Source organism: Pyxidicoccus sp. M15 (genome assembly GCF_056858435.1).
In genome coordinates this window covers 8,490,079-8,515,166 of record NZ_CM166495.1, presented here as the reverse complement: position 1 = coordinate 8,515,166, position 25,088 = coordinate 8,490,079, and the positions used below count along the sequence as shown (strand labels likewise).

General features: G+C 70.8%; 20 protein-coding genes and 1 tRNA gene. 15 read left to right on the top strand and 6 right to left on the bottom strand.

Translation table 11 applies throughout. The annotated features are described in order from the left end of the window. From tssM to ACX9TP_RS31565, 5 genes are all read right to left on the bottom strand, one after another. Positions 1–3,699, bottom strand: coding sequence for a type VI secretion system membrane subunit TssM (gene tssM / locus ACX9TP_RS31585; protein WP_482974353.1), 3,699 nt, complete (start codon positions 3,697–3,699; stop codon positions 1–3). After that, the gene (locus ACX9TP_RS31580) at positions 3,696–4,427 is read right to left on the bottom strand and encodes a DotU family type IV/VI secretion system protein (protein ID WP_482974352.1); all 732 of its coding nucleotides are present in this window, start codon (positions 4,425–4,427) and stop codon (positions 3,696–3,698) included. Before ACX9TP_RS31580 ends, tssM begins: the two co-directional genes overlap by 4 nt. A gap of 15 nt (positions 4,428–4,442) precedes the next feature. Then, positions 4,443–5,810: a type VI secretion system baseplate subunit TssK gene (tssK, locus tag ACX9TP_RS31575; RefSeq protein ID WP_482974351.1), complete on the bottom strand. Its 1,368-nt coding sequence runs from the start codon at positions 5,808–5,810 to the stop codon at positions 4,443–4,445. Then, positions 5,807–6,385 carry a type VI secretion system lipoprotein TssJ gene (gene tssJ / locus ACX9TP_RS31570; protein ID WP_482974350.1) on the bottom strand — a complete coding sequence of 193 codons (579 nt, stop codon included), beginning with the start codon at positions 6,383–6,385 and terminating at the stop codon, positions 5,807–5,809. The genes tssK and tssJ overlap by 4 nt, the downstream gene beginning before the upstream one ends. Positions 6,386–6,565: 180 nt before the next feature. Further along, a complete protein-coding gene (locus tag ACX9TP_RS31565) occupies positions 6,566–8,830 on the bottom strand; it encodes a type VI secretion system Vgr family protein (RefSeq protein ID WP_482974349.1) in 2,265 nt (754 codons plus the stop codon). Positions 8,831–9,076: 246 nt separating this feature from the next. Between ACX9TP_RS31565 and ACX9TP_RS31560 the strand changes: the two genes are divergently transcribed. The 3 genes from ACX9TP_RS31560 (at position 9,077) to ACX9TP_RS31550 (ending at position 17,424) form a co-directional block, all read left to right on the top strand. Beyond that, positions 9,077–10,894: an OmpA family protein gene (locus ACX9TP_RS31560; protein ID WP_482974348.1), complete on the top strand. Its 1,818-nt coding sequence runs from the start codon at positions 9,077–9,079 to the stop codon at positions 10,892–10,894. A 24-nt stretch (positions 10,895–10,918) separates the two neighbouring features. Further along, entirely contained in the window at positions 10,919–17,230 is a 6,312-nt protein-coding gene (agmC, locus tag ACX9TP_RS31555) for an adventurous gliding motility protein AgmC (RefSeq protein WP_482974347.1), read from the top strand. Positions 17,231–17,350: 120 nt separating this feature from the next. Beyond that, a tRNA-Arg gene (locus tag ACX9TP_RS31550) sits at positions 17,351–17,424 on the top strand. Between the two features lie 108 nt (positions 17,425–17,532). On the opposite strand, the gene ACX9TP_RS31545 is transcribed toward ACX9TP_RS31550, so the two are convergent. Then, positions 17,533–17,775 carry a hypothetical protein gene (locus tag ACX9TP_RS31545; protein ID WP_482974346.1) on the bottom strand — a complete coding sequence of 81 codons (243 nt, stop codon included), beginning with the start codon at positions 17,773–17,775 and terminating at the stop codon, positions 17,533–17,535. Positions 17,776–17,867: 92 nt separating this feature from the next. Between ACX9TP_RS31545 and ACX9TP_RS31540 the strand changes: the two genes are divergently transcribed. The 12 genes from ACX9TP_RS31540 to ACX9TP_RS31485 are packed head-to-tail and all read left to right on the top strand — an operon-like array spanning position 17,868 to position 25,032. After that, complete coding sequence (locus ACX9TP_RS31540) at positions 17,868–18,494, top strand: PP2C family protein-serine/threonine phosphatase (RefSeq protein WP_482974345.1); 627 nt, start codon at positions 17,868–17,870, stop codon at positions 18,492–18,494. Further along, positions 18,491–18,715 (top strand): double-stranded RNA binding motif domain-containing protein, encoded by a 225-nt coding sequence (locus ACX9TP_RS31535; RefSeq protein WP_482974344.1) that lies wholly within the window; start codon positions 18,491–18,493, stop codon positions 18,713–18,715. Before ACX9TP_RS31540 ends, ACX9TP_RS31535 begins: the two co-directional genes overlap by 4 nt. Beyond that, complete coding sequence (locus ACX9TP_RS31530; protein ID WP_482974343.1) at positions 18,712–19,326, top strand: sigma-70 RNA polymerase sigma factor region 4 domain-containing protein; 615 nt, start codon at positions 18,712–18,714, stop codon at positions 19,324–19,326. The genes ACX9TP_RS31535 and ACX9TP_RS31530 overlap by 4 nt, the downstream gene beginning before the upstream one ends. Next, a complete protein-coding gene (locus tag ACX9TP_RS31525; protein WP_482974342.1) occupies positions 19,323–19,643 on the top strand; it encodes a LexA family protein in 321 nt (106 codons plus the stop codon). Before ACX9TP_RS31530 ends, ACX9TP_RS31525 begins: the two co-directional genes overlap by 4 nt. Then, entirely contained in the window at positions 19,640–19,969 is a 330-nt protein-coding gene (locus ACX9TP_RS31520) for a hypothetical protein (protein WP_482974341.1), read from the top strand. Before ACX9TP_RS31525 ends, ACX9TP_RS31520 begins: the two co-directional genes overlap by 4 nt. After that, positions 19,959–20,132, top strand: a complete 174-nt coding sequence (locus tag ACX9TP_RS31515; protein WP_482974340.1) for a hypothetical protein — start codon at positions 19,959–19,961, stop codon at positions 20,130–20,132. The genes ACX9TP_RS31520 and ACX9TP_RS31515 overlap by 11 nt, the downstream gene beginning before the upstream one ends. Beyond that, complete coding sequence (locus ACX9TP_RS31510) at positions 20,125–21,114, top strand: DUF5131 family protein (RefSeq protein WP_482974339.1); 990 nt, start codon at positions 20,125–20,127, stop codon at positions 21,112–21,114. The genes ACX9TP_RS31515 and ACX9TP_RS31510 overlap by 8 nt, the downstream gene beginning before the upstream one ends. Beyond that, positions 21,107–21,775, top strand: a complete 669-nt coding sequence (locus ACX9TP_RS31505) for an ASCH domain-containing protein (RefSeq protein WP_482974338.1) — start codon at positions 21,107–21,109, stop codon at positions 21,773–21,775. The genes ACX9TP_RS31510 and ACX9TP_RS31505 overlap by 8 nt, the downstream gene beginning before the upstream one ends. After that, positions 21,772–22,200: a hypothetical protein gene (locus ACX9TP_RS31500; protein ID WP_482974337.1), complete on the top strand. Its 429-nt coding sequence runs from the start codon at positions 21,772–21,774 to the stop codon at positions 22,198–22,200. The genes ACX9TP_RS31505 and ACX9TP_RS31500 overlap by 4 nt, the downstream gene beginning before the upstream one ends. Beyond that, complete coding sequence (locus ACX9TP_RS31495; protein ID WP_482974336.1) at positions 22,197–22,388, top strand: hypothetical protein; 192 nt, start codon at positions 22,197–22,199, stop codon at positions 22,386–22,388. The genes ACX9TP_RS31500 and ACX9TP_RS31495 overlap by 4 nt, the downstream gene beginning before the upstream one ends. Beyond that, positions 22,385–24,370: a DNA cytosine methyltransferase gene (locus ACX9TP_RS31490; RefSeq protein WP_482974335.1), complete on the top strand. Its 1,986-nt coding sequence runs from the start codon at positions 22,385–22,387 to the stop codon at positions 24,368–24,370. Before ACX9TP_RS31495 ends, ACX9TP_RS31490 begins: the two co-directional genes overlap by 4 nt. Further along, positions 24,367–25,032 carry a hypothetical protein gene (locus ACX9TP_RS31485; RefSeq protein ID WP_482974334.1) on the top strand — a complete coding sequence of 222 codons (666 nt, stop codon included), beginning with the start codon at positions 24,367–24,369 and terminating at the stop codon, positions 25,030–25,032. The genes ACX9TP_RS31490 and ACX9TP_RS31485 overlap by 4 nt, the downstream gene beginning before the upstream one ends. Positions 25,033–25,088 lie beyond the last annotated feature (56 nt).

The window sequence follows — 25,088 nt, the reverse complement described above, 5'->3', positions numbered from 1 at the left end:
TCAGGGGACTCCGCCCGAGGCGACGGGTTGGGGATTGCACCCGCGCCCCTTCCGGGCAATGCCCGCCGGCGGCTGCAGGCCCGGCTCGCGGAAGATGGCCAGCAGCTTCGAGGTGTTGCCGCCCAGCCCGTAGAACGGGTTGGCGGTGCGCTCGGGCCGGAAGTCGATGGAGACCATCGCCCCGTTCATCTCCTCGATTTCCCACGTGGCCGTGAAGTAGCGGCCGTCCGCGCTGGGCTCGATGCGCTTGACGCGCTCCAGCAGGCGGAACAGGCCCCACTCGCCCTCCGCCTCCAGCGCCGTCTCGGTGGCGCCGTCCGCGCTCTGCACGAGGATGCGCGCGCCGAGCTTGCCGGCCTGGCCGGGCCAGATCATCGGCTTCCACACCGTGTCGGGGCCGTTGCGGTACGTCTCGTCGGTGCCGTCCAGGGTGAAGGTGATGGAGGAGATCTGCGACGCCAGGCCGTCCGCGGAGACGCCCGGCCGCAGGCGGACCTGGAAGCGCACCAGCGGGTCCACCGTGTCGCCACCCGGGAAGAGCGTGGTGGCGAGCGCGCCCGTCTTCTCCAGGAAGGTGAGCAGCTCCGGCCGGAACATGGCGCCACCGGACGAGGTGAACTCCCACTTGCGGCCCGTGGCCACCACGTCCTCCAGGAGCTGCTCCTTGACGAACTTGCGCACCAGGCCGCCCTCGGGACGGAGGAACTCGGCCACCTCCGGCAGCGGCGCGTCCTTCTGCGACGCCCGGTCGAACGGGTAGAGGCCCTTGAAGGCCTGCTGGTACGTGGACACCACCTGCTCGCAGAACAGGTTGCTCTTGGCCTCGGCCGTGCCCTCGAACACCACCGAGCGCATCTCCTGGAAGGGCGGCAGCAGGAGCCGCTCGAAGATGGCGACGTTGTCCGACTGCTTGCGTACCAGCATCTCCACGTTGGTGCGGGTGGATTCAATCTTGTCCAGGAGCACGCCCGACTCGGCCGGCTTGTCCTTCACCGCCAGCAGCGTCGTCTGCACCGTGGCCAGCTGGTCCTCGTACGAGTCCAGCGCCGTCAGCGACTCCTCGCCGTCCTCCGTCTTGGAGGTCTCCGTGGTGAAGCGGATGAGCGAGGCGAACTCACGCTCCAAATCCCTCGCGGTGATCTCCTCGGCGCCGGAAGGCGAGTCCGCGGTGAGCAGCTCCCGCTTCTGCGCCGCCTCCTGCTCCGGCTTGGAGCCGAAGAACTCCTTGACGGCCTGGAGCCTGCCGCCCGTCGCCGCGGCCACTGTCTTGTCGCGCTTGTCCAGCTGCACGTTGTAGGCGAGCGCACGGAAGAGCCGGCCGTAGGGCTTGGGCTTGCCGCGCGTCAGGTTGGTGAGCAGGCTCTCCATCTGCGTGAGGTTCTGCGGCGCCTGCACCCGGATGGAGCTGAGGAAGTCCTTCCACTCCTGCTGGTAGGTCTCGAAGTAGCGCGTGCGCAGCTCGCGGCGGGACTCCACCGCGTCCACCTTCTCGTCGCGGTCCAGCACCCAGGACTGCTGGTCCTGGAAGGCCCGCTCCAGCCGCTCGCGGATGACCTGGTCGTACGCGGTGCGCGTGAAGGCGCCGCGCACCCGGTTGGTGGCGCTCATCTCCGGCACCGAGCCCACCAGCTGCTCCAGCGACTGGTCCGGGAACTCGTTGCTGACGTTGGCCACCAGCTGCGCCAGCTCCAGGCGCACCAGGGGCACGTTGTTGAGCGAGCGCCGCGCCGAGGTGATGACGCCCTTCTCGCGCGGGAAGGCGATGCGCTCGGCCCGCGCCGGCTTCTGCTCCTCCGGGAGCATCTGCTCGTTGGCGAGCATGCGCAGGTACGTGGACGCGTGGTTCTCCACCGCGCGCTCGTCCACCGAGTCACCGCGTACGCGCTTCCAGTGGCTGATGATCTGCTGCACCAGCCACTTCTGCTGCGTCTCGTCCAGCGCCGGCTCGTTCGGGTCCCGGGGCGTCGTCACCAGCAGGTACAGCTTCAGGTCGTCGAAGTACTGCCGGTACGCGTCGAAGTGCTTGCTGTAGTCGGAGTCGTTGCGCACCGTGAGCAGGTCCGGGTTCTTCCCGAAGGCGTCCAGCCGCTGCTGGGTGAGCTCGAACTGCTTGCCCAGGAGCACCCGGCGCAGGGCGGCGTTATAGAACTGCCGCGCCTGCGGCAGCATCTTGTCGCCCTGGTAGAGGCCGAAGCGCATCCACAGGGGCGCGCCCTTCTCGTCGTACTCGGTCAGCTCCTGCAGCCGGTTGCGCAGGGGAATCAGGTCCTCCACGCGGCGGATGTCGTCGCGCGGGTCCAGGCTCACGTCGGTGATGGCCTTCGTCACCGCCTGCGCCATGGCGCGGTTCTGGAAGAAGGACACGGTGGGCAGCGACAGCATCAGCGCGGTGGCCGCCAGGGCGGCGCTCGCCAGCACCAGCCGCTGCCGGCGCACCCTCGCTTCCTCCAGCGAGCTGCGCACCGCCATCTGCTGGTCCTGGAACATCACCTTGGTGAAGACGTCCCAGAGGAAGTAGCTGCGGCCCTCCGTGGCGCCGTCCGTCTGCGCCCGGCCGTTGGTGCTGCCGAACAGCTCCGCGGCGGAAGCGGAGACCTTGTCCACCGCGCGCACGTCCTGCGTGCCGCTGTTGAAGTACAGGCCGCGGAAGACGGGCGTGTCCTGGAACACGTTCTCCAGGAAGAGCGGCTGGAGGAACTCGGCGAGGTTCTTGCGGAGCGCGTCGAACTTCTGCGGGAAGCCGTAGATGTTCTCGCGCGTCTCCAGCCGGCGCTCCTGGCCCAGCCGGCGCAAGGAGCGCTGCTCCAGCACGGAGAGCATCTCGTCGAAGCGCTCGCGGAACAGGTCCGTGCTCGCCTCGCGCTGCTGCTCCACCGGCACCGTGAAGCCCCAGATCTGCCCGCGCTCCACGCGCGACAGGTCCGAGAACATCTCCACGAACCCGGGCAGCAGGTCGCACTTGGTGATCATCACGTACACCGGCACCAGCATCTTCAGCCGGGTGGTGATTTCATCCAGGCGCTCGCGGATGGTCTGCCCCATCTCGCCCACGGCCTGCGGGTCCGCGTTCATCAACTCGCTGACGCTGATGGCCACGATGAGGCCGTTGATGGGACGGCTGGGGCGGTGCTTCGCCACCGTGTCGATGAAGGCCAGCCACTCCGGCCGGTCCTCCTCCGCGCTGGTGTAGCGGCCTGCCGTGTCGAGGATGACGGCCTCGTTGGTGAGCCACCAGTCGCAGTTGCGCGTGCCGCCCACGCCGCGCACGCCGCCGCGCGCGGAGAGGTAGGGGAACTTGAGGCCCGAGTTGCGCAGCGCCGTGCTCTTGCCCGCGCCCGGGGGACCGACGATGAGGTACCAGGGCAGCACGGCGAGGGCGTCCTTGCCGCCGCGCGCCAGCTTGGAGGTCTTCAGCGCCTCCACCGCCTTGGTGAACTCGGCCTGCATGGCCTTGATTTCAGGCTGCAGGTCCGGCCGCACCGTGGCCGTCTGTTCCTCGGCCTGCGTCGCGAGCGCGCCCTCCAGCTTCTTCGCCGCGCGGCGCGCGCGGATGCGCTTCACCAGCCACACCACGCCCATGGCGAAGAGGCCCGCCAGCGCGGCGATGATGGCCGCCTCCTTCGGCGAGAAGCCCATGAAGCTCAGTAGCGCGAAGGTGGGCGCGCCAATGCCCAACAGTGGCAGCAGGTACGCCATCATGGCGCGCCCTCCGTGGAGGCCGTGGTCGCGGCGTTGCCGCCCGTGCTGGCCGTGTTCTTGGCTGCGTGGACCTCGATGCGGCTCTTCAGCTCGCCCACCGTGTCATTGATGAAGAACTGCAGCACCCCGTAGAAGAGCACCGCCACCGCCAGCGCGCCGGCGGAGATGCCCAGCATGGAGGCCTTCTTCCTCTTGGAGAGCAGTGACTCCGTGGGGCGCTCGCCGTGGGGCGACAGCACGTCGAAGTCGAAGGGGCGCGCGCGCTCCAGGTCCTTCTGCACGGTGTCGATGAGCGTCATCAGCTCCAGCTCGCCGCCGCGGATGCGGTAGCGGCCCTGGAAGCCGAAGAGCATGCACAGGTAGTAGACCTGCAGGACTTCCGCGCGGTGCGGGTCCTTGCGCACGGTGTTGAGCCGGGCGAAGAAGCCGTCACCGGCGACGTTTTCATTGAAGTAGTGGAGCTGCAGCGGGTTGGAGCTCCAGAACTGGCGGTACTCCTCCGGCCGGCCGAGCACCACCTCGTCGATGAGCGCCACCATCGCGTACGCCATGTCCTGGGCGTCCTGATGGCTGAAGCCCAGCACCGCGGCGCGCCTCAGCAGCTCGTCCACCACCCCGCGCAGGCGGTGGTGCAGGGTCTCCGGCGGGGGGACGGCCGCTGCATCCGAGCCGCGCAATTGAATGGCGGCATCGAAACAGTCCTTCGTGGCTTCAGTGACTCGGTCCATGGGCAGGGCGGGGCGTCAGCGATTGGCGGTGGGGACCGCGAGCAGTTCGACGCTGGTGCGGCTCGCGTCGAAGGGCTGCGGCAGATAGAGCGCGAGGTTCCGGTCTCGCATCACGTTCTTCCAGTAGCCGTCATTCATGCTGAGGCTGAAGTAGACGGTGCCCGGCTGCACCGGCACTTCCGGCGGCGGGCGGTACGTCACCACCAGCGGCACGCCGGGCGCGGCGGCCTGCAGCAGGGCGCGGATGTCGTCCCAGGCGGCGACCTTGGACAGCTTGGGCAGCTGCTCCGCCACCGTCTTCTCCGGCAGCTCGCTGCGCACGGCGAGGAGGAACTGGCCGCAGCGCTCCAGCCGCTCGTCCTCCAGCCGCCCGCGGAACATGCCGTCGGTGCCCACCGACAGGTCCACCGTGAGGCACTGCTCCAGCGCCACCGAGCGCATCAGGTCCGCGATGCGGCGGAAGAGCTCCTCGAAGGTGGCCCGCAGGTTGGTGAACTGGAAGGAGGGCAGGGTGGACGGGTCCGCGCTCGCGGAGAACGTGCACAGCTGTCCCGCCGTCTGGATGAGCGTGAGGTACACGTCGCGCGGCGGCAGGTTGCCCGCGTCCAGCGCGTGCTGGAGGTAGGGGATGATGCCGTTGAGCGCGTTGAGCTCCAGGAAGAGCGTCACGTCGCCCGCGGTGAACTCCAGCGTGGACGCGTCGCGGTGCCGCCGGCGCGAGGACAGCTGGCGCTGCTTGGACACCATCAGCCGCAACAGCGTGCGCAGCTCGTTCATGATGAACGACGACGCGTCGATGCGCAGGCAGGGAGGGATGTACGTGTCGACGAGCGTCAGGTTCCCCGACCTGTCGCGCGACAGCTCGCACAGCTTGATGGAGTCGAAGTCGTCGCGCGGCTCGGTGCCGAACAGCAGCCGCACGTTGCGCTGGCCGAAGGCCACCTGGGAGATGGACGTGGACGCCGTCAAGTCGCTGATGGGGCGCGCCGAGGGCGTGTAGCGCGGGCTGCCGCCCAGCCGCTCCCCGCTGCCGAAGCTCTCCACGCCACTGCGCTCGCGCGGCACGCCGAGGTAGACGTCCAGGGTGCGCTGGGCCGGAGGGAAGTAGCCCTCCGCGGGGCGCGCGGGCGGGGCCTCGGCGTCACCGGCCTCGAAGGCCACCGGCAGCCCGTCCGGGAGCACGCCCATGAAGCGCGACAGCTGGATGGTGCCCGCGCGCAGCGCCTCCATGTCCACCTCCAGGGACACCACGCCCCACGGGTACGGCTCCAGGGCCGCCAGGCGCAGGTCCAGGAGCTGCTCGTGGTAGAGGTCCTGCTGCTGGAGGTGGTGGGGGCTCATGAACATGCCCTCCGACCAGACGACTCGCTGCACGGACTTCATACACCTCTCCGCGGCGACGCACTGTCGCCCGCTTGGGGTTGGACCTCCGGAGCCTGCGTGACGGGCCGGAGCAACAAATCAATCTGGTAGCCCTGCAGCCGGTAGCGGAACACCTCGTCCTCCGGCTTCGGCTCGCCCTGGTCACCGGCGGGGCGCTCCACGCACTGGGACTCCTTCACCACCGGCAGCACCGCGACGGTGCGCCAGGAGGAGCCCAGCGGCTGGCGGAAGTGGCCCATGGCCAGCACGAAGCGCGCCTTGGGATCTCGCTGCACCCAGCGCGTCACCTTGCGGCCCGGCGGCACCACCACCTCCGCCACCTGCAAGAGGTCTTCCTTCAGGAGCTCCTCGGGCTTGCCCCACAAATCCTTGAAGCCCGCGCGCTCCAGCCGGACGCTGTCCTTGAGCTGGACGATCTGCACCACCGTGGGCAGGGAGCGACCGCGCGCGTCCGGATTGAGCTGCTCCGCCGCGTCGACGACGACCTGGAAGGGAGGAGGCGTCTCACACGCCTGGGGAATGCGCTTCGCGCAGCCCACACTCCCGCCCAGAACGAGCGCGAGCGCGGTGACCACACCCCACCGAAGACACCGGACGGCCATCCCCCCCGTACCGGCGCCAGTGTGTCTTTGCGCCAACATCCAGTTTCCTTGGAAAGAGCGCCCGTAACGCCGAGCGGTTACGTGCAAAGCGTAAACTGCCAGACAGGACGGAGTGGTTTCAAGCCGCCACCCCTGGCGCCTGCCCGGTTGCTTCTAGTTTTCCGAGATCTTCGAGCCTTTGATGATGACGTCACCGCTGGCGGTGACCTCGATCTTGGCGCCCTTGATGACGACGTCGCCGTTCTTCTTCACCTGAAGGGTGGCGGAGCCGACCTTGAGGGTGAACTGCTCCTGGGCCACCAGGGAGATTTCCTTGGCGGACAGGGTGTAGGCGTCCTTGGCGGTGTGGTTCACCTTGCCGCCCACGCTGAGCAGCAGGTCCTTCTCCACCTTGAGGGTGCGGGACTTGCCGACCTCTTCGGAGAGGTCTCCGCCCACCTGCATGGTGCGCGAGCCCTTCACCGTTTCGGACTTCTTGGCGCCCACCACCTCCACCTTGGCGCCGCCGACCTGCTCCGACTTGAGTCCGCCCACCAGCTCGTTGAAGGCCGCGCCCACGGTGACGGCGAGCGCGCCGCCGACATTGAGCATCTTCCCCAGGCCCACCGTCTCCGCGGAGGCCAGGGCCACGGTGAGGGACTGGTTGCCGCTGACGCTGATGGACTGGTCCCCGGCCACGGATTCGGTGTGGTTGCCGGCCACGGTGGTGGAGCGGTTGCCGGTGACGGCGAGCGTCTGGTTGCCGGTGATGGTGCTGTCGTCGTTCTTCTTCACCTCGAGGGACTGGTTTCCCTCGATGGTGCGCGTGCGGTCCTTCTTCACGAGGAGCGTCTCGTTGCCGCGGACCTCCTGCGTCTTGTCGTTCTCGACGATGATGTTGAAGTCCTTCTGCGCGTGCAGATAGACGAGCTCGGAGCCGGCGGCGTCCTCGAAGCGCAGCTCGTTGGAGCCGTCCCCGCCGGGGCTGGAGCTGGAGCGCAGGGTGCTCTGCGTCTTGCTGCCGGGCAGGTCGATGGGCGTGGGGTTCTGCCCGTTGTAGACGCTGCCGGTGACGATGGGCCGGTCCGGGTCGCCCTCGAGGAACTCCACGACGACTTCATGGCCGATGCGCGGCAGGTACAGCGCGCCCCAGCCCGGGCCGGCCCAGGCCTGGCTGACGCGAATCCAGCAGGAGCTCTTGTCGTTCTGCTTGCCCTCGCGGTCCCAGTGGAACTGGACCTTGATGCGGCCGTGCTCGTCGGTGTGGATCTCCTCGCCCGCGGGGCCCACCACCATGGCCGTCTGCGCGCCGGGAATCACCGGGCGGGGCGTGACGCGGGCCGGGCGGAAGGGCACCTCGGCCGGCTGGCAGAGGAACTCGTTGCGGTAGCCCTCGCGGCTCTTGAGCGAGCCCTGCTCGATGCTGAGCGCCTCGGTCTGGTGGCCCACGTGCCGCACCGACACCGGCAGGTACTTGCGGTTGAGGGCCCCGTCGGGGTGCTCGGCCAGCTCGAAGGAGTGGCCCACGCAGATGCGGCGGCTGTAGCTGGCGCCCGTCACCGTCTCCGCCCGCGCGCGCAGCTCCTCCAGGCGTACCTTCGCCAGGCTCTTGCCGGAGCCCGGCTCCTCGTAGCGGCCGGGGTAGTCGTAGATTTCGAGCGCCGTCTCGCCGCCCTCGGCCTCCGAGGCGGCGCTGAGGTCCTGGGCGGGGCGCAGGAAGTTGTAGTCGCGCAGCGCCACGGCGCCCGGCTGCACCTCGGTGCGCGCCACCAGCTCGTGCACGTACTCCGCGCTGGCCACCATGTGGCTGCGCTCGCGGTAGACGAGCGTCGCGTCGCCCTGCATGGCGGGGTTGGCGGAGTCGCCGTCACCCAGCACCATCATGTGGGCCTCTTCGCCGTGCTCGAAGAAGTAGAAGATGCCCTCCTCCTCGAGGAGGCGGGACACGAAGTCCAGGTCCGACTCGCGGTACTGCACGCAGTAGTCGCGCTTGGGGTAGCTGCCGTTGAGGGCGAGCCGGTGCTCCACCTTCGCCTCGTCCAGGACCTTGTGGACGATTTGCGGGACGGTCAGCTCCTGGAAGATGCGGCTCTTGCGGCGGTGGCGGAGCGTCCAGAGGCGGGGCACCACGGTGGCGCGGTAGCGGCGGCGCTCGGGGCCGCTGCCCTCGTCCCAGCGGGACATGCGCGACACGATGCCGTGGAAGAAGCGCGCGGTGCCGTCACCCAGCATGATGGTGAGGCGCGCGTCCTTGCCGAGCAGGGACTTCTCCTCCACCTCCACGTCGGGCTTCGCCGCCAGGGCGACCTCCACCGCGTAGGGCTGCGACAGCGTCTCCTCGGCCTCGAAGCCGAGCACCGCCAGCTCACCCGAGGTGAAGGCACCTGCCTGGAACTCGAACTCGGCCTGATTGGCGAGCAAGGCGGCGTTCGCGATCATCTTCAGTCCCCCGGCGCAAGGCCTCGCGAGGAACGCGCGGCCCGTGAGTGGTGCAACAGCATGCCATGAATTGGCGTAGCAAAGATCCCTGACACGAAATTTTCATTCGGGCGGAAGAGCTAGCAGGCGATTTCGAAGGGGGGCCATCCGGCCTGGGGCGGGTTTCGGTGTAGAGTGGAAAAGGGGGGCCGGCTTGAAACCGTGGGTAGCTCCGGGATACCCAGACGGCTTCCACCCGGGAGAACCATGAGAAGAAGAAAGCTCCTGCACCGCGGACTCGCGCTGGCACTGGCGCTGACGTCCACGGCGGCCGTGTCGCAGACGGTCCTTCCCAACTTCGAGCTGGAGCGGCTGGAGCTGAATCCCGGCGCGGAGGGCTCGCTGGTGGTGGGCATGGGCGAGCTGCTGCCGGCGGGCGACTACCGCGTCTCGCTGGTGGCGGCCTACGCGCACAGCCCGCTGCTGCTGGACCTGGATGGCGAGGCCTTCACCATCGTCGGTGGCCGGGCCACCATGCACGCGGCGGTGGCCTACGCGCCCATGGACTGGCTGCAGGTGATGCTGCAGGCGCCCATGGTGTTCCAGACGACGGGAGACCTGGGGGACACGGGCTACGCGTCGCCCTCGGCGTTCGGCCTGGGCACGCCCACGCTGGCGGCGCGGCTGGGGCTGATGACCCAGGACGACAAGGGCGGCTTCGACGTGGCGATGGAGCTGGGGGCGGGGCTGCCGGTGGGCAGCGCGGGGACGCTGGCGCGCGACAACGGGATGCTGCGGCTGGCGCCCAAGCTGATGGTGGGCCGTCACTTCGGCTTCATCCGCGCGGGCCTGGAGGTGGGCTTCATGCGCCGGCTGCGCCAGCGCATCACCGACACGGCCGCCGTCGCGCAGGACCAGATTGGCAACGAGCTGCGGGTGGGGGCGGCCATCGCCACCACGGGCCGGCGGCTGCGCTGGGAGATGAACGTGCGGGGCATGGTGCCGCTGACGGCCCAGCCGGGCGCGGCGGAGCTGCTGCCGGGCATGCGCTACCTCGTGAATCCGTCCCTGGAGATGTTCGCGATGGCGGGCGTGGGCGTGGGCTCGGCGCCGGGCACGCCGCTGTTCCGGATGATGGTGGGCGGGGCCTACGGAGACGCGACGCCGCGGCGCGGGCCGGGCGAGTCCTCGGTCAACTGCGAGCCGGGGCTGCCGCACACGCTGGAAGAGTGCCCGGAGATGGACGAGGACCACGACGGCGTGCGCAACATCGAGGACCGGTGCCCGATGGTGCCGGGCGACGTGGCGCGCAAGGGCTGCTCGGCCCAGGACACCGACGCCGACGGCCTGGAGGACATGCTGGACGCGTGTCCGTTCGAGCCGGGCCTGGCCGCGAACCAGGGCTGCCCGCTGCGTGACGCGGACAAGGACGAGACGCCGGACGAGACGGACAGCTGCCCCAATGACCCGGGGCCCGCGGACAACCGCGGCTGCCCGGTGCGCGACACGGACAAGGACGGCCTGGACAACGACAAGGACGAGTGCCCGAACGAGGCCGGTCCGCTCGAGCGCAATGGCTGCCCGGAGTCGGACTCGGACAAGGACGGCACCCCCAACCGCGTGGACAGCTGCGCGAACGAGCCGGGTGACCCGAAGAACCTGGGCTGCCCCGGCCACGTGCAGCCGCTGGTGGAGATGCGCCCCGGCCGGCTGGTGACGGTGGGCAAGATCTTCTTCGAGCCTTCGCAGGCCCGCGTGCTGGCCAGCTCCTACCCGCCGCTGGACTGGGTGGCGCGCGTCATCAAGGAGCACCCGGTGGAGGTTCCGCTCGTCGTGGTGGGCGCCCACACGGATGACCGCGGCTTCCCGGCCGACAACCGCCGGCTGTCGCAGGCGCGCGCGGAAGCGGTGCGCCAGTACCTCATCACGAAGGGCGTGCCCGCCGAGCGGCTGCAGGCGCAGGGCTACGGGCAGGAGCGCCCCATCGACACCAATGCGACCTCCATCGGCCGTGAGAACAACCGCCGCGTGGAGTTCATCGTCGTGGACCCGCAGCAGGAGAAGGCTGGGAGCCCCCGGCAGTAGCCGGGGTCCCGGTCAGGACGGATTATGAGAGCCTCGATTGCGAAGGCGCTGCTCCTCGGCGGTGCGCTGCTGGCCACGGCCGCCGTGGCCGAGCCGGACACATTCTTCCTGGGCGAGGGGAAGCTTCCCGTCGGCGCGGGCAACCCGACGTACGTGGTGCCGGACGGGACCCCCAGCGGCAGCGACGCCGTCATCAACGACTATGCCCAGGTCATGGCGATTCGCGCGGAGCAGCCCGGCGGCCCGAAAATCCTCGTGGACGTGGACTCGCGGGCGGGCTTCGCCAGCGGCGACCTGGTTCTGCTGCTCCAGGTGGGCGGCGCGACGTCGGCCGTGGTGGGCTCACAGACGAACTTCACCTTCAGCGCCAGCACGCAGGTGGGGCGCTGGGAGCTGGCCCGGGTGGACAGCGTGGCGGACGGCGCCAACACGGACCCCGACACGCTGACCCTGACCGCGCCCCTGGTCCAGACGTTCGACCCGCTGGTGACGCAGGTCATCCGCGTCCCCGAGTACAAGAACGTCCAGATCGACACCGGACGGGGCATCAAGGCCCTGCCCTGGGACGGGACGAAGGGCGGCGTGGTGGCCTTCGTGGCGACGGGGACCGTCACCAACAACGGCACCATCGACGTGAGTGGCCAGGGGTTCCGCGGTGGCCCCTTCGTCCAGCAGACCAACACCACCACCGACTGCACGACCAACAACACGGATGTCTCCACTGCCGGCACCGCGGCCCGCAAGGGAGAGGGTGTCGACCCGGCGCGCTTCAATGCCAACCACCTGGGGCGCGGCAACATCGTCAACGGAGCGGGCGGCGGTGTCTGCTCGAAGGCGGGTGGCGGTGGTGGTGGCAACGGCGGTCCGGGCGGCGTCGGCGGCAACTCCACCAATGGCGGTACGGGTGGCAATGCAGCCGTGGGCGGAATGGGCGGCGTGAAGTTCGTCGACTCGAACCTCATTTCCGCCACCCAGCCCTACTTCAGTGGGCTGACCTTTGGCGGCGGCGGTGGCAGCGGCCACGGTGCCGGCAATGCGGCGGGACCGAATGGCGCGGCTGGCGGAGGCCTCATCTTCATCCGGGCCAACCAGCTGGAGGGAAACGGCACCATCAAGGCCAATGGCGCCAGTGGCGCGAGCAGCGCCTCGGAAGGTGGGGCGGGCGGTGGGGCGGGCGGCTCCATCTGGCTGCGCTTCGCGGGCAGCGCCGCGTGCGGCGGCACGGCCATCGAGGCGAAGGGTGGTGAGGGCAGTGTCATCGAGGTCAACAACGTCGGACCGGGCGGCGGCGGCGGCGGTGGACGCATCCTCCTCCAGTCCCAGCAGGGCGGCTCGCCAACGTGCTCGCTCGGGGCAGTGGCGGTTTCAGGTGGGCTCGCGGGACACGATGCCCAGTCGGCGACCTCCCACCACGGCGCCACGCCTGCCTCGGGGGCGCTCTCCAGCCACGTCGGTGTGGCGACGACCTTCAACACGGGCTTCACGCAGCTGGCGATGCCGACGGTCGTCGTCCCCGCGAACACCCGCGGCGAGGGAGCCTTCATCTCCGGAACCGCCACGGCCAACACGGACGTGGTCATCTATATCGACGGCGTGGAGCGCGGTCGGGTGACGGCCCTCGCCAATGGCACCTTCACCTTCGACCCGCCGAGCCTGGCGGACAGCCCGCCGGGTGACGACTACGAGGTGACGGCAGCGGGTACCTTCATGGGGTCCTGGAGCGCCCCCAGCACGGTCCAGACCTTCCACGTGGACACCGTCAACCCCGTCGTCACCGTGGCCGCCGGCTCGGGCCCGGCCCAGGACACCACGGTGACGGCCACCACCGCGACGTTCACCTTCACGGTGACGGAGGCCAACACGCTCCAGAGCGTCGAGTGCGTCCTGGACGGCACGACCCAGGACTGCATGGGGGACACGTCGGTGACCTACACGGGCCTGGGGCAGGGGCCGCACACCTTCGAGGTGGTGGCGAAGGACCTGACGGACAACGAGGGGAGCTCCGCCGAGCGCAGGTGGACGGTGGACTCCGAGGCACCGGCGGTGCCGGGCATCACCGCGCCCACCAACGGGGCCTACGTCAACAGCCGGGCCGGGACCAACGTCTTCAGCGGAACGGCCGAGGCGCAAGGGGACATCATCGAGATCTTCATCGATGGTGCCTCGGTGGCAAGTGTCACCGCGGGGACCAACGGTGACTGGAGCTTCCCGGCCAGCACGAGCTCCGAAATCGTCCAGAACATCCCGCACTGGCTGCAGGTGCGGGCCAAGGACGAGGCGGGCAACGCGAGCAGCCTCAGCGCGGGGCGGTCCTTCATCCTGGATACGGGAGTGCCCGCGGTTCCCGCCCTCACCAGCTTCGGCAACGGGGGGACGTCCCGTTCCAACCCTCCGCGCTTCGCGGGCACGACCTCCGCGGCCTCCGCTGGGAGCACCGTCCGGCTCTACCTCGATTCGAGCCCGGCCGTTTCCGTCATCGCGGACGCCAGTGGCAACTGGTTCTACGTGGCCGCCGCGGCGATTGCCGAGGGCCCGCACACGCTTGACCTGGAGAGCGAGGACGCCGCCGGCAACATCAGCGCCCGTGCCGGGGGGCTCAACTTCACCGTGGACTCCCTGGCGCCGGCCCGTCCCACGGTGGATGCCGTGGGCACGAATGGCTACACGCAGGACTCCACGCCCCTCATCGAGGGTGGAGCCGAGGTGGCCAGCTCCGTGACGGTGTATCTCAACGACATACCCCAGACGCCGGTCACCACGGATGCCGGTGGCCGCTGGCACTTCACGCCGGGCACCGCGCTCGCGGAGGACATCCAGCACCGCGTCCGGGTGGTGGCGCGCGACGGCGCGGGCAATGACAGTCCGGTGTCCGACCAGGTGGAGTTCATCGTGGACGACACGGACCCGGCCATCCCGCACATCACCTATCCGGGGGACGACTCCTTCATTCCGACGGAGGCTCCCACCTACCGCGGAGACGCCGAGGCGGGCACGGAGGTGGAGCTCTTCGTCAACGGTGCCCCGCTCGGCAAGGTGGTGGCCCGAGCGGATACGCAGTGGAGCTTCGTGCCGGTGCAGTCGCTGGCCGTGAACGTCGAGCACACCGTCTCCGTGGTCTCGAAGGACGCGGCCGGCAACACCCGGTCCTCCGCCACGCACTCCTTCACCGTGGACAAGACGCCGCCGGACACCGTCATCGCGACGCATCCCGCCGCGTTCACCCAGTCCACGTCCGCGGCCTTCACCTTCACGTCTCCGGACTCGCCCGTCACATTCGAGTGCAGGCTCAGCACCGCGTCCGGCTTCACGACGTGCCAGGCCTCGGAGACCTTCACGGTCGCCGCCAACGCTGACTACACGCTGCTGGTCCGCGCGAAGGATGCGGCGGGCAACGTGGACCCGAGCCCCGCCAGCTTCACCTGGACGGTGGACACCCTGGCTCCCTCGGCGCCCGGCATCGACCTGCCCGTGGACAATGACGTCCTGGCCACCCTGACGCCCGTCATCACGGGAACGGCCACGGCGGGCACCACGGTGCGCATCACCCTGGACGGCCAGCCGCGGCCCGAGGGAGAGGCCATCCCGGTGGGCAGCTCCGGCAGGTGGGCCTATACGACGCCGACGCTCGCCGAGGTGGTGGAGCACACCGTCACCGCGACGGCCCGGGACAGCGCCCTCAACACCAGCACCGCCTCGGCGGTACACCACTTCAAGGTGGACGTGACGGTGCCGGACACGACCATCACCGACGGCCCCGGGGCCGCGTCCGGCGACGTGGTCGCGACGACGAGCGCCCCCTTCACCGTCACCTCGCCGGAGTCGGGCGTCACGTACGAGTGCAGCCTGGATGGCGCGACACCCTTCACGCCGTGCTCGGCGGCGTTCACCCTCACCGTGTCCAGCAACACGACGCACATCCTGCTGGTGCGGGCGAAGGACGCGGCGAAGAACGTGGACCCGACGCCCGCCAGCTATTCCTGGACCGTGGACCAGACGGCGCCGGAGACGACCATCGTCTCGGGCCCGCCCTCGCCGACCCATGCCCAGACGGCCTCGTTCGCCTTCTCCTCCAACGAGCCCGGGAGCAGCTTCGAGTGCCGGCTGGACAGCGCCGCCACCTTCACCCCCTGCCCGGGCAGCCGCACCTTCACCGGGCTGGCGCATGGCTCGCACACGCTGCGGGTCCAGGCGAGGGACCCGCTGGGCAACGTGGATGCCACGCCCGACATCTTCACGTGGACGGTGGACATCCAGGCGCCGGACACCGCCTTCGTGACGGTGCCTCCGGTGCTGAGCAGCTCGCTCCCGTCGACCTTCACGTACGGCTCGGAGGAAACCGACGGCATCACCTTCCAGTGCAGCCTCGACAACCAGCCCTTCGGGCCCTGCCCGGCGCCCACGGAGCCCGTGCCGCTCCCCTCGGGCGCGGATGAAGCCTGCGCGTACTCCAGCATCATCGAGAAGGTCGCGCACACCCTGCTGGTGCGCGCGGTGGACGCGGTCGGCAACGTGGACCCGACGCCCGCCAGCCACATCTGGACGGTGGACGTGGGCGGCGTGTCCATGCAGATCATCGAGCGGCCGCCGCGCTACACCAACGAGGAGACCGCGCTGTTCCGGTTCACCTCCAACCGGACCAACGTGACGTATCTCTGCGCGCTGGATGCGGCGACGACGCCGCCCCTGGAGACCGACTTCCAGCCGTGCCCGGAGTACCTCCAGGGCGAGCCCCCCGCGCCGGTGCCCAACGCGGCCTACTTCGAGAACCTCGGTCAGCGGGAGCACACCCTGGTGGTCCTGGCCACGGATGAGTCCGGGAAGAAGTCCTCGCCGGACGCCCACGTCTGGACTGTCGACTTCGGCTCTCCGCCGGTGCCGGTGCTGCTGACGCCCGCGGAGCCGTTCGTGAACACCGCCCGCCCCCTCATCTCCGGAACGGCGGAGCAGAACGTCTCGGTGGACGTCTTCCTGTACCCGTCCGCCGGGAGCGAGCCGCCCACGCCGACCGCCACCGTGGTGGCGAACGGGCCGGGGGGCAAGTGGACCTACGTCCCCGCGGACCTGGTGCCGCAGGCCTACTCGGTCCGGGTGCTGGCGCGGGATGCGGCCACCAACGAGAGCGCGCGCAGCGCGGTGGTGGGCTTCACGGTGGACATCGAGGCCCCGGAGCTCAGCCTGGCCACGACGCTCCCTGCGAAGACGAGCCTGACGACGGCGACCTTCACCCTGACCGCGTCCGAGCCCGTGAAGTTCCAGTGCAAGCTCGACACGGGCAGCTTCGAGCCGTGCGGCGAGGGGACCCAGGTCACCAAGACGTACGAAGGCCTGGGCAGCGCCACCCACCGGTTCTCCGCCCGTGCCACGGACCAGGCGACCAACCCGACGGCGAACGCGGAGGACTTCCTGTGGGAGGTGGACACGGACCGGCCGGACACCATCATCGTGAGCGGCCCCGCGCTGCTGACGGGCGACCGGTTCGCCAGCTTCATGTTCCGCTCCACGGAGTCGGGCGTGACGTACGAGTGCAAGCTCGACGACGAGGACTATCAGCCCTGCACGGAGGCGAAGACGTACACGGCGCTGGCGGCGACGCCCCATGCGCTGCGTGTGCGGGCCCGGGACGGAGCGGGCAACGAGGACCTGTCGCCCGGGGTCCACGAGTGGACGGTGGATGGCGAGCCTCCGGCCCCGCCGCAGCTCGTGTCCCCGGCGGAGGGCAAGCTCCTGAACTCGAAGCAGGTGGAGGTGTCGGGCACGGCCGAGCCCGGCGCCGTCGTGAGCATCTTCCTGGACCAGACGCTGGTGGGCACCCGGACGGTGGATGCGAGCACGCGGTGGAGCTTCGTCGTCGACTCGGTCGGCGATGACGGCCTCCACACGGTTGCCGCCCATGCCACCGACGCCGCCAACAACGTGGGAGAGCGGTCGGCGGCGCGGAGCTTCTCGGTGGACACCGACAAGCCGGACACGGCCATCGGGGACAAGCCCGAGGGCCGCATCCGCTCGACGTCGGTGACGTTCACCTGGTCGTCCAGCGACCCGGAGGCCACGTTCGAGTGCAGCATGGACAACGGCCCCTTCGGGCCATGTCCCGAGGGCGGCATCTTCTCCGACCTGGAGGAGGGCACCCACAACCTCAGCGTCCGGGCGGTGGACCCCGCCGGCAACCAGGACACGACGCCCGCGCTGCACTCCTGGCGCGTGTACCTGGGCAGCGATGTCCGCACCCGCGGCGGTGGCCTGAGCTGCGCCACGACGGCGGACGGGGGCTCGTCGCTCTCCCTGCTGGGACTCGGTGGGCTTGCCCTCCTGGTCGCCCGGCGGCGGCGGAGGTAGTCCTCTTCCTCCCGCCGCCCGGGGATGTGATGTCGGGCGGCGGGGTGTTGTGGGAATGCGTGCTTGCGTCAGCGGGGGAAGTCGGTTACTTGTCCGCCGCTGTCGTCGTCCGGAGCTTCTGCGGGATTAGCTCAGCTGGATAGAGCGTTGGCCTCCGGAGCCAAAGGCCACAGGTTCGAATCCTGTATCCCGCGCTGTCCCAAGTAGTTGATGGGACACGGAAAAGTCGGTCCCGGGACGGGGGCTCCTGCCCCCTCCCGGGATCGGTTTCCACCCAGTTTCCACCCGAAAACGCGACGCAGTCAGCCGAGCGAGGCGCCAAGCAGGCGCACGTCCTCGGACCCGTCGTCCACGCCACCCTGCTGGTGGCTGCCGCTGACCGGCGGGTGGTGCTGCTCGACGCTGGCGATTGCCGCGACGTGCTGGCCTCTACCGGCCGGCGCTTGCCCCAGGCCGTTCGCGCCCTCGTACGGGCTGGTGCCATCGGCTCGTTTGGCGCCCGCCTCAGTCCAACTGCCTGCCAAGCGGTCCTCACGGCCCAGCACCGGGTGCTCCTGTGACGGCCTGCACCTCGACCTCGACGGTTGACGTCTGGCCGTGCACGGAGCGTGGGCGGCGTGCCCACCATGAGGATGCCGTGGGGCACCGTACCGGCCCGGAAACGGCGGTGTACGTAGTCGCGGACGGCCTGGGCGGGCACTCCGGCGGTGACATTGCCGCCCAGCGGGCGGTGCAGGCCGTCCTGGAATTCGTCCCGGGGCCCAGGGACCTGCCCCGCATCGCCCGCGCGGCGGTGGGCCTCGCCCACGAGCTCGTCCTCGATGAGCAGCGCCGCACGGGCACCGACTGCCGCACCACGCTGGCGCTGCTGCTGGTGCGTGGCGCCCGGGCTGTGGTGGCGCACGTGGGCGACTCCCGCGTGTACCGCCTGCGCTGTGGCGTCCTGGAGCAGCTCACCCAGGACCACCGGCACGTCGCCTACCACAACGTCCTCCTGCGCTGCCTGGGCAGCCAGCGGGAGGGCAGCGAGCCGCTCCCCGATGTGCACGAGCTGGACGTTTCGCCTGGGGACGTCTTCGCCCTCACCACCGACGGGGTGCACGACACGCTCGGCGCCGAGGGCGTCTGCTGCGTGCTCCGGGAGCTGGACTCGGTGCTCGGTGCGCGCTGGGCCGCCGAGGAGCTGGTGGCACGGGCCCTCGCCCAGGGCAGCACCGACAACTGCACTGCGCTGGTGGTGTGGGTGGCTGGAGGTGCTCTGTGAGCTGCACCGGCCACTTCTCCAGCATCTCCATGCGAGGGCCCTTGGGGCACGTCTGCACGCTGCGCGCCCCCGGCCTTGAGGTGGAGGTGCACGCCCGCACCCGCCAGGACGCCGAGGAGAGCGCGGCCCTGGCGCTCACCCGGGAGCTGCGCCGGCGGGAGCTCGCCGCCCGCTACCCGCGCGCCCAGCACCAGACGCTCAGCCGGAGGCGCCCGTCATGAGAACCACTCAGCGCCCGCTCACCGCCGCGGAGCAGCAGCTCGTGCCTGAGGCCCGCCGAGTCGTCTGGTGGGCCGTCCATCGCTTCATCCGGCATCACCCCGTGGCTCGCGGCTACGAGGACGACCTCGCCAGCTACGGGTGGTTGGGCGTCATCTACGCCGCGCAGCGCTGGCGCCCGGATGGGGGCGCGTCCTTCAGGACATTCACTCAGCGGCCCGTGAAGCGCTTCGTGTCCAGGGGCTGGCTGGCCCTGGTCGGCGCCATCCGCGACGAGCACGGGGCTTACGTCGAGCGCCAGGAGGTGCCGCTCGACGACGTGCTCAACGTCGTTGTCCCCCCCACGCAGGAGCGGACGGCGGAAGCGCGTCGGCTCGGCGCCTCCATCGGCGAGCGGCTGTGTGCGCATATGCGGCCCGGCACGACGCAACCCGTCCGCGAGAAGGCCGTGCGCGCCTACCTGCTGCACCTCGAGGGAGAGACCCTGGAATCCATCGGCGCGGAGTTCGGCGCTACGCGCCAGCGCGCGCACCAGGTGTTGACCCTGGCCGAGCAGGCCGCACTGCGCTGGGCCGCGTCCATGAAGCCCCACTGGGAGAGGAGCGCGGCATGACGTCCTGCAACCGCCGTCCCCCTCCTGAGCACGGGCCTGCTGGTGGCAACCCCACGGCGCGCCAGCAGGAGGTGCTCGCCTTCATCCACGCCTTCAAGAAGGAGCACGAGGTCGCGCCGAGCATCCGCGACATGTGCGAGCGCTTCGGCTGGGCGTCCACCAACGGGGCGCAGGACTTCCTCCTCCGTCTCCAGAGGCGGCGCCTGTTGACGTGGCTCCCTGGCGTCGCGCGCTCGTGGCGCCTCACCGAGTCGGGCAAGGCTGTGGCCGAGGACTACCTAAGCCAGCACCCCAAGCTGCTGGAGGTGGCGCCGTGAGCTGCGGCCTTCTCACCACGCCCGCCACGCGTCGCTTGGCCGTGGCGTACCTCTTCGCCACCACACCCGTCTCCCGCGCGGGCCTGCTGCTCCTGCGACTCCACCGCGAAGCGCAGCTCATGCAGCCCGGGGGCTGCCTCGTGTGCTGGAAGGCGAGGCCGCTCGTCCAGCAGCTGAAGGAGTCGCGCGAGCGGCCCGCCATGACGTGTGGGCACGTCCGCTGCGTCCGGCTGGTGCGCCAGCTCCGCGACAAGCAGTCGGGGCTCCACGAGCGCGCGAAGGCCGGCTTCGTCGCCGCGATGGAGGAGGGAGCCCGTGCTGCGTGACGCCTCCTCCATTCTCGATGTGCTGGCCGCGCTGCTGCACCTGGCGCTGGCCGCTGCCCTCTGGGCGGAGCGGCGCCGGCTGCGCCGCGAGTACCCGCCCAGGAAGTCCAACCCTCGCCGTACGCCCACGCTGCGCGTGGTGCCTGGAGGTCGCCGTGGCTGACAAGAGCGCTATCGAGTGGACGCACGCGACGTGGAACCCGGTGCGCGGTTGCTCGCGGGTGTCGCCCGGGTGTGGAGGCGGGACGCCGGGCCCTCTCAAGGGCGGCTGCTACGCGGAGCGCGTGGCGGCGCGCTTCTCCGGGCCGGGGCAGGCCTATGAGGGGCTGGCGACATTCACACCTGCGGGCGCCCGGTGGACAGGGGCCGTCCGGGTGGTGGAGGCGATGCTGTTCCAGCCGCTCGCGTGGTCGCGTCCGCGCCGCATCTTCGTGAACAGCATGAGCGACCTGTTCCACGAGAACCTGGCGCTCTCCGACGTCGACCGCATCGTGGCGGTGATGGCGATGGCGCCGCAGCACACCTTCCAGGTGCTGACGAAGCGCGCCGCGCGGATGCGGGACTACTTCAACGCGCCGGACCTCGCTCACCGCCTGGGCGTGGTCATGGCGAAGATGCTGGCCGAGAAGCCGCGCCTGCTGCGCAAGCGCTCCACCGCGCCCATTCAGCTTCCACTTCCGAATCTCTGGGGGGGCGTGTCCGTGGAGGACCAGCAGCGCGCGGACGAGCGGGTGTCCGCGCTCATCGCCACGCGCCTCGCCGTGCGCTTCCTGTCGTGCGAGCCGCTCCTCGGCCCCGTCCGCATTGGCCTGCACGGGACGATGCCGAAGACGGTCAGCCCGCGCTACGCGCCGGTGGCCGAGCGCATCCACTGGGTCATCTGCGGTGGCGAGTCCCAGGACGGAGCACGGCCGATGCACCCTGCCTGGGCGCGTGCGCTGCGCGATGAGTGCGTCTCCGCAGGCGTGCCGTTCTTCTTCAAGCAGTGGGGCGAGTGGGTCTCGGTGAGCGAGGTGGCGGGCCCCGGCGCGCACCACAGCTTCCCGGACGGCAGCACCGTGCGGCGCGTCGGGAAGAAGGCCACCGGCCGTGAGCTGGACGGGCGCACCTGGGACGAGTTCCCTGCTGAGGTATCCCGTGCGTGAGCGCCCCATCCTGTTCAGCGCGCCGATGGTGCTCGCGCTGCTGGCCGGACGGAAGGCGGTGACGCGGCGGGTGCTGAAGCCGCAGCCCGCTCCGAACGTACCGCACGACGGCGGCACGGTGTGGACGTACGCGCCGGAGAAGGGGCTCCCCTTTCCCTACGGCACGGTGGGTCATCTGACGGTCGCGGAGAAAATGGGCCTGCGCTGTTCCTACGGCCAGCCCGCGGACCGGCTGTGGGTGCGCGAGACCATGAAGCGTGGCGAGCGCGGCGCCTGGCACTACGCCGCCGACAACGCGCCTGTGCAGCTGCCGCAGGGGCACCCGGCCGTCGCGGCCATGTTGTCCTGGGCTCACCACAAGGACGGGGACACGTGCGTCTCCATCCACATGCCGCGCTGGGCGTCGCGGCTGACGCTGGAGGTGATGGGCGTGCGCGTCGAGCGCCTCCACGACATCACCGAGGAGGACGCCAGGGCGGAGGGTGTCGAGCGCGACGCCAAGTACCCCAGTCGGTGGCGAAACTACCTGGGCGACGTTTCGGGCCCCAGCGCGCTCGATTCCTTCATGACGCTGTGGATGTCCATCAACAGCATCGACTCCTGGGACGCGAACCCGTGGGTGTGGCGCGTGGAGTTCAAGCGTGTGGAGGTGCTCCGGTGAGCGCCCATACCTGCCACGCGCTGGACTGCCGCTCGGCGTGCCCGGCGCGTCACCTCATGTGCGGCCCGTGCTGGCATCTGGTGCCCGCTGGGCTCCAGGCGCTGGTGCGCGGCGCCTTCAACCCGGAGCAGTGCCGCCAGGACGGGGACCGGCCAGCCCCCACTGGCGCGTGGATGTTGGCGGCGAGCGCCGCCGTCGTCGCCAACGCGCTCCTGCGCGCGCCGTCCGCGGAGGACACCCGGACACGCATCATGAAGCTCGCCCTCTACAAGCTGCGCGTGGCCGCCGCGTACGCCCAGCGCAGGGGTGAGGACGCCTCCATGCTGTTGCGCGCGGCGCTCGCGGCCACGCCTGCCGAGCCGCAGGTGCTGCGTGACGCCCTGGAGCAGGTCATCCGGCTCGCGGAGCAGGGAGCGCTCCTGTGAAGCGCGCCCGTCCCCTCGGGCTCGTCGCGCTGGCCCTGTGCTGCACGTGCACGGGAGTCCTCACCTTCCGCGTTGAGCAGCACCTGCCCCACGCCGCCGCGCTCGCGGCCGGCGCCGTCGTCGCCACCCTCGCCGCGGTGCTGCGCGCCGTGGCCCACCTCACCCGGAGCCGGAGTCCTCGCCCATGAGCTGCACCACGACGCACACCTTCACCATCGGCTACCCGTTCTGCGGCTCGGGGATTGGGGCTTCGGGCTCGGACGCTGCCGTCGCGCACGCGCTCGGCGCGAGTGCCACGTTCCGCAATGTGGGCGGCATCGACTTCGACGCCGAGGCCTGCCGCGACTTCGAGATGTTGACCGGCGCCAAGGCGCTCTGCGCGGACGTGACGGCGCTCACCGAGGAGCAGCTCCGCGCTCACTGGGGGCCGAGCGCTCCGGACGTCATCAAGGGCAGCGCGCCGTGCAAGGCCGGCTCTGGCCTTCTCCCGCTCGAGGTGGCCAACACGCCGGAGTACCAAGCGATGAACGAGCTGATGGTGGTGTTCTCCGAGCTGCTCTTCCGGGCATACCCCAGCCGGGAGCAGTGGCCGAAGCTGGCCGTATGGGAGAACGTCCCCAGCCTGCTCTCTGGAACCCGGGCCGCCGCCGCGGTGGAGCGCATGGTGAGGGCGTGGACCTCGCGCGGCTTCCTCTGCGACGTCCGTGTGCATGATCTGGGCAAGGAGGGGGGGCTCGCGCAGCGCCGACGGCGGCTGGCCATCATCTTCCGGCACCCGAAGCTCTGCCCGGTGCCCGTGGAACTCCCGCCCGAGAGGCCGCTGCGCACTGTGGGCGACGTGCTCGGGCCGCTGGCATGGCCGGACGACCCGCGCGCCGGGCCCATGCACCGCTCCCCGCGCCTCTCGTGGGCGAACCTGGTGCGGCTTGCCCTCATTGGCATCGACTGGCAGGACGGCCGGGTGCCGAAGTGGGACTGGCGCGACTTGCCCCCGCGCGGGCAGGTGGTGCCGTGGCTGCGTGCCCGCGGGCTGTGGCCCGTCGACCTGAGCGCCGACGCCGTCGCTGATCTGGAGGCGCTGCTCGCCGGTGCGCCCAGCCAGAAGCGCAACCAAGTGCATCGCCGGCAGCCCGTGCAGCCGTGGGTGGAGGCGTCGCCCACGGTGACGGGGCCAGGTGGTGCGGGGCTGGTGGGCGTGCAGGACACGCGCGTGGGTGAGCTGGCGATGGGCGCGGAGAACGCCGGGCGGCACACGTCGAAGTACGCCGTATGGCGTGACGGTGCGCCGGGGCGCACCGTCACGGGGGCGCAGCAGGTGGGCAGCGGTGGCCCATCGGTGGCCGACAGCCGCGCCCTGGAGGCGCTCGCCGACAAGCGACAGGGCCGGCCGGGCTTCATGCAGGTGGGGCTCTTCAGCGGCACGAGTGCCACCGTCACGGCGCGCACCGAGGCCACCGCCGGGCAGAGCATGGGCGCGGTGGCGGACCCGCGGCTCCTGGAAGGCCTCTCGGAGGGCAAGACGGGCGACAACGCCGGCCGGTGGAAGGGCCGGCCCGGGTACCGGCAGGTGGTGCCCGCCCGCGAGGCCATGCCCACCATCTCCGCGCGGACCGCCGCCACCAGCGGGCAGGGCCCCGGGGCCGTCCAGGACGAGCGTCCGTTGGAGCAACTCGGCCTCGGGTGCGAGTGCCGCAACGGCTTCTACGGCGTGCTGCCCTGGGGGCGGACGTCGGGCACGGTGACGGGGAGTCTCCAGGTGGACTGCGGCACCGCCGCGGTGGCGGACCCGCGCGAGCTGCCGGCGGCTCGCCCCGTCATCTCACTCGAGCTGGCACTGCACCTGCTGGCCCAGGGGTGGGAGGTGCCGAAGGGGGCGCTCGCCCCCGCCATCCTCGCGCCGGACGGCACCTGGCACCGGCCCCTCACCACGCTAGAGCTCGCCGTCCTCCAGTCCCTGCCGCCCATGCTGCACGGTGCGCCCCTCGTCCTGGCCGGGAAGTCGGACCGGCGCTGGCGTGAGCACATCGGCAACGGCATCCCCCGGGACGCCGCCGAGGCGTGGGGACGTCAGCTGCTGGAGTCCCTCCTGCGCTCGGCGCTGGGGGAGGGGTGGCGGCTGTGCGGCGGCGGGCAGTGGGTGGCTCCGGAATTGGAGGGCTGCGCGGCATGAGCGCGTGCGCCACTCACCCGGGCCGCGCGCCCCTCCTCGCCGTTACCGTGCCCCAGCCGTGGGCGTGGGCGGCCATGGTCCGCAATGCGCCGGTGCTCAACATGCCGGCGCCGCCGCCCGACGCGGCGCTGGGCGGCTACGTGGCCGTCTGCGCGGCGGCCGAGTACGAGCCGGCGCTTGCCTCGTGGATGGCCACTTGGTGCGCGGTGGCGGCGCCTCCGGCCGCCGAGCTGCCCGCGTGCGCCGTGGTAGCGGTGGCGCGCCTGGAGGCCGTCTCCCAGTACCCGGATGGGCCGCGCGAGTCGTCCTGGTACGTCGGCCCAGTGGGCCTGTGGCTGACGGACGTGGTGGCCCTGCCGGAGCCAGTGCCCTGCGTCCCAGACCTGACGGCCCTCTACTGGACGCTGCCGGAGGAGGTGCTCGCACGGGTGCGCGCCGAGTACTCCGCGGTGCGGCAGGCCGACACCGCCCGCTGGCGTGCGTACGAGGAGCAGGCGGCCGCCGCCCTCCGTGCGCCTCCAGCCCCAGGACTGCGTGAGCGCGTGCTGCGCCTGTGCGGCTGCCGCCGGGCGATGACGCCGTGCCCGGTGTGCCGCGCCTTCCGGTGCGCCAACCCCGCGTGCCCGCCCCACGCGTGCGCGCAGGAGGCGCGCCGTCCATGAGCTGCCCCGAGGACAAGCAGCAGGGGTGGAGCACTCAGGGCCGCGCCACCTGCGAG

What these genes read in the sequence shown, in the direction of transcription:
- ACX9TP_RS31560 (WP_482974348.1), top strand. Translation starts at nt 9,077, where the DNA reads ATGAGAAGAAGAAAGCTCCTGCACCGCGGACTCGCGCTGGCACTGGCG.
- agmC (WP_482974347.1), top strand. Translation starts at nt 10,919, where the DNA reads ATGAGAGCCTCGATTGCGAAGGCGCTGCTCCTCGGCGGTGCGCTGCTG.
- ACX9TP_RS31490 (WP_482974335.1), top strand. Translation starts at nt 22,385, where the DNA reads ATGAGCTGCACCACGACGCACACCTTCACCATCGGCTACCCGTTCTGC.
- ACX9TP_RS31525 (WP_482974342.1), top strand. Translation starts at nt 19,323, where the DNA reads ATGACGTCCTGCAACCGCCGTCCCCCTCCTGAGCACGGGCCTGCTGGT.
- ACX9TP_RS31580 (WP_482974352.1), bottom strand. Translation starts at nt 4,427, where the DNA reads ATGGACCGAGTCACTGAAGCCACGAAGGACTGTTTCGATGCCGCCATT.
- tssM (WP_482974353.1), bottom strand. Translation starts at nt 3,699, where the DNA reads ATGATGGCGTACCTGCTGCCACTGTTGGGCATTGGCGCGCCCACCTTC.
- ACX9TP_RS31530 (WP_482974343.1), top strand. Translation starts at nt 18,712, where the DNA reads ATGAGAACCACTCAGCGCCCGCTCACCGCCGCGGAGCAGCAGCTCGTG.
- ACX9TP_RS31485 (WP_482974334.1), top strand. Translation starts at nt 24,367, where the DNA reads ATGAGCGCGTGCGCCACTCACCCGGGCCGCGCGCCCCTCCTCGCCGTT.
- tssK (WP_482974351.1), bottom strand. Translation starts at nt 5,810, where the DNA reads ATGAAGTCCGTGCAGCGAGTCGTCTGGTCGGAGGGCATGTTCATGAGC.
- ACX9TP_RS31565 (WP_482974349.1), bottom strand. Translation starts at nt 8,830, where the DNA reads ATGATCGCGAACGCCGCCTTGCTCGCCAATCAGGCCGAGTTCGAGTTC.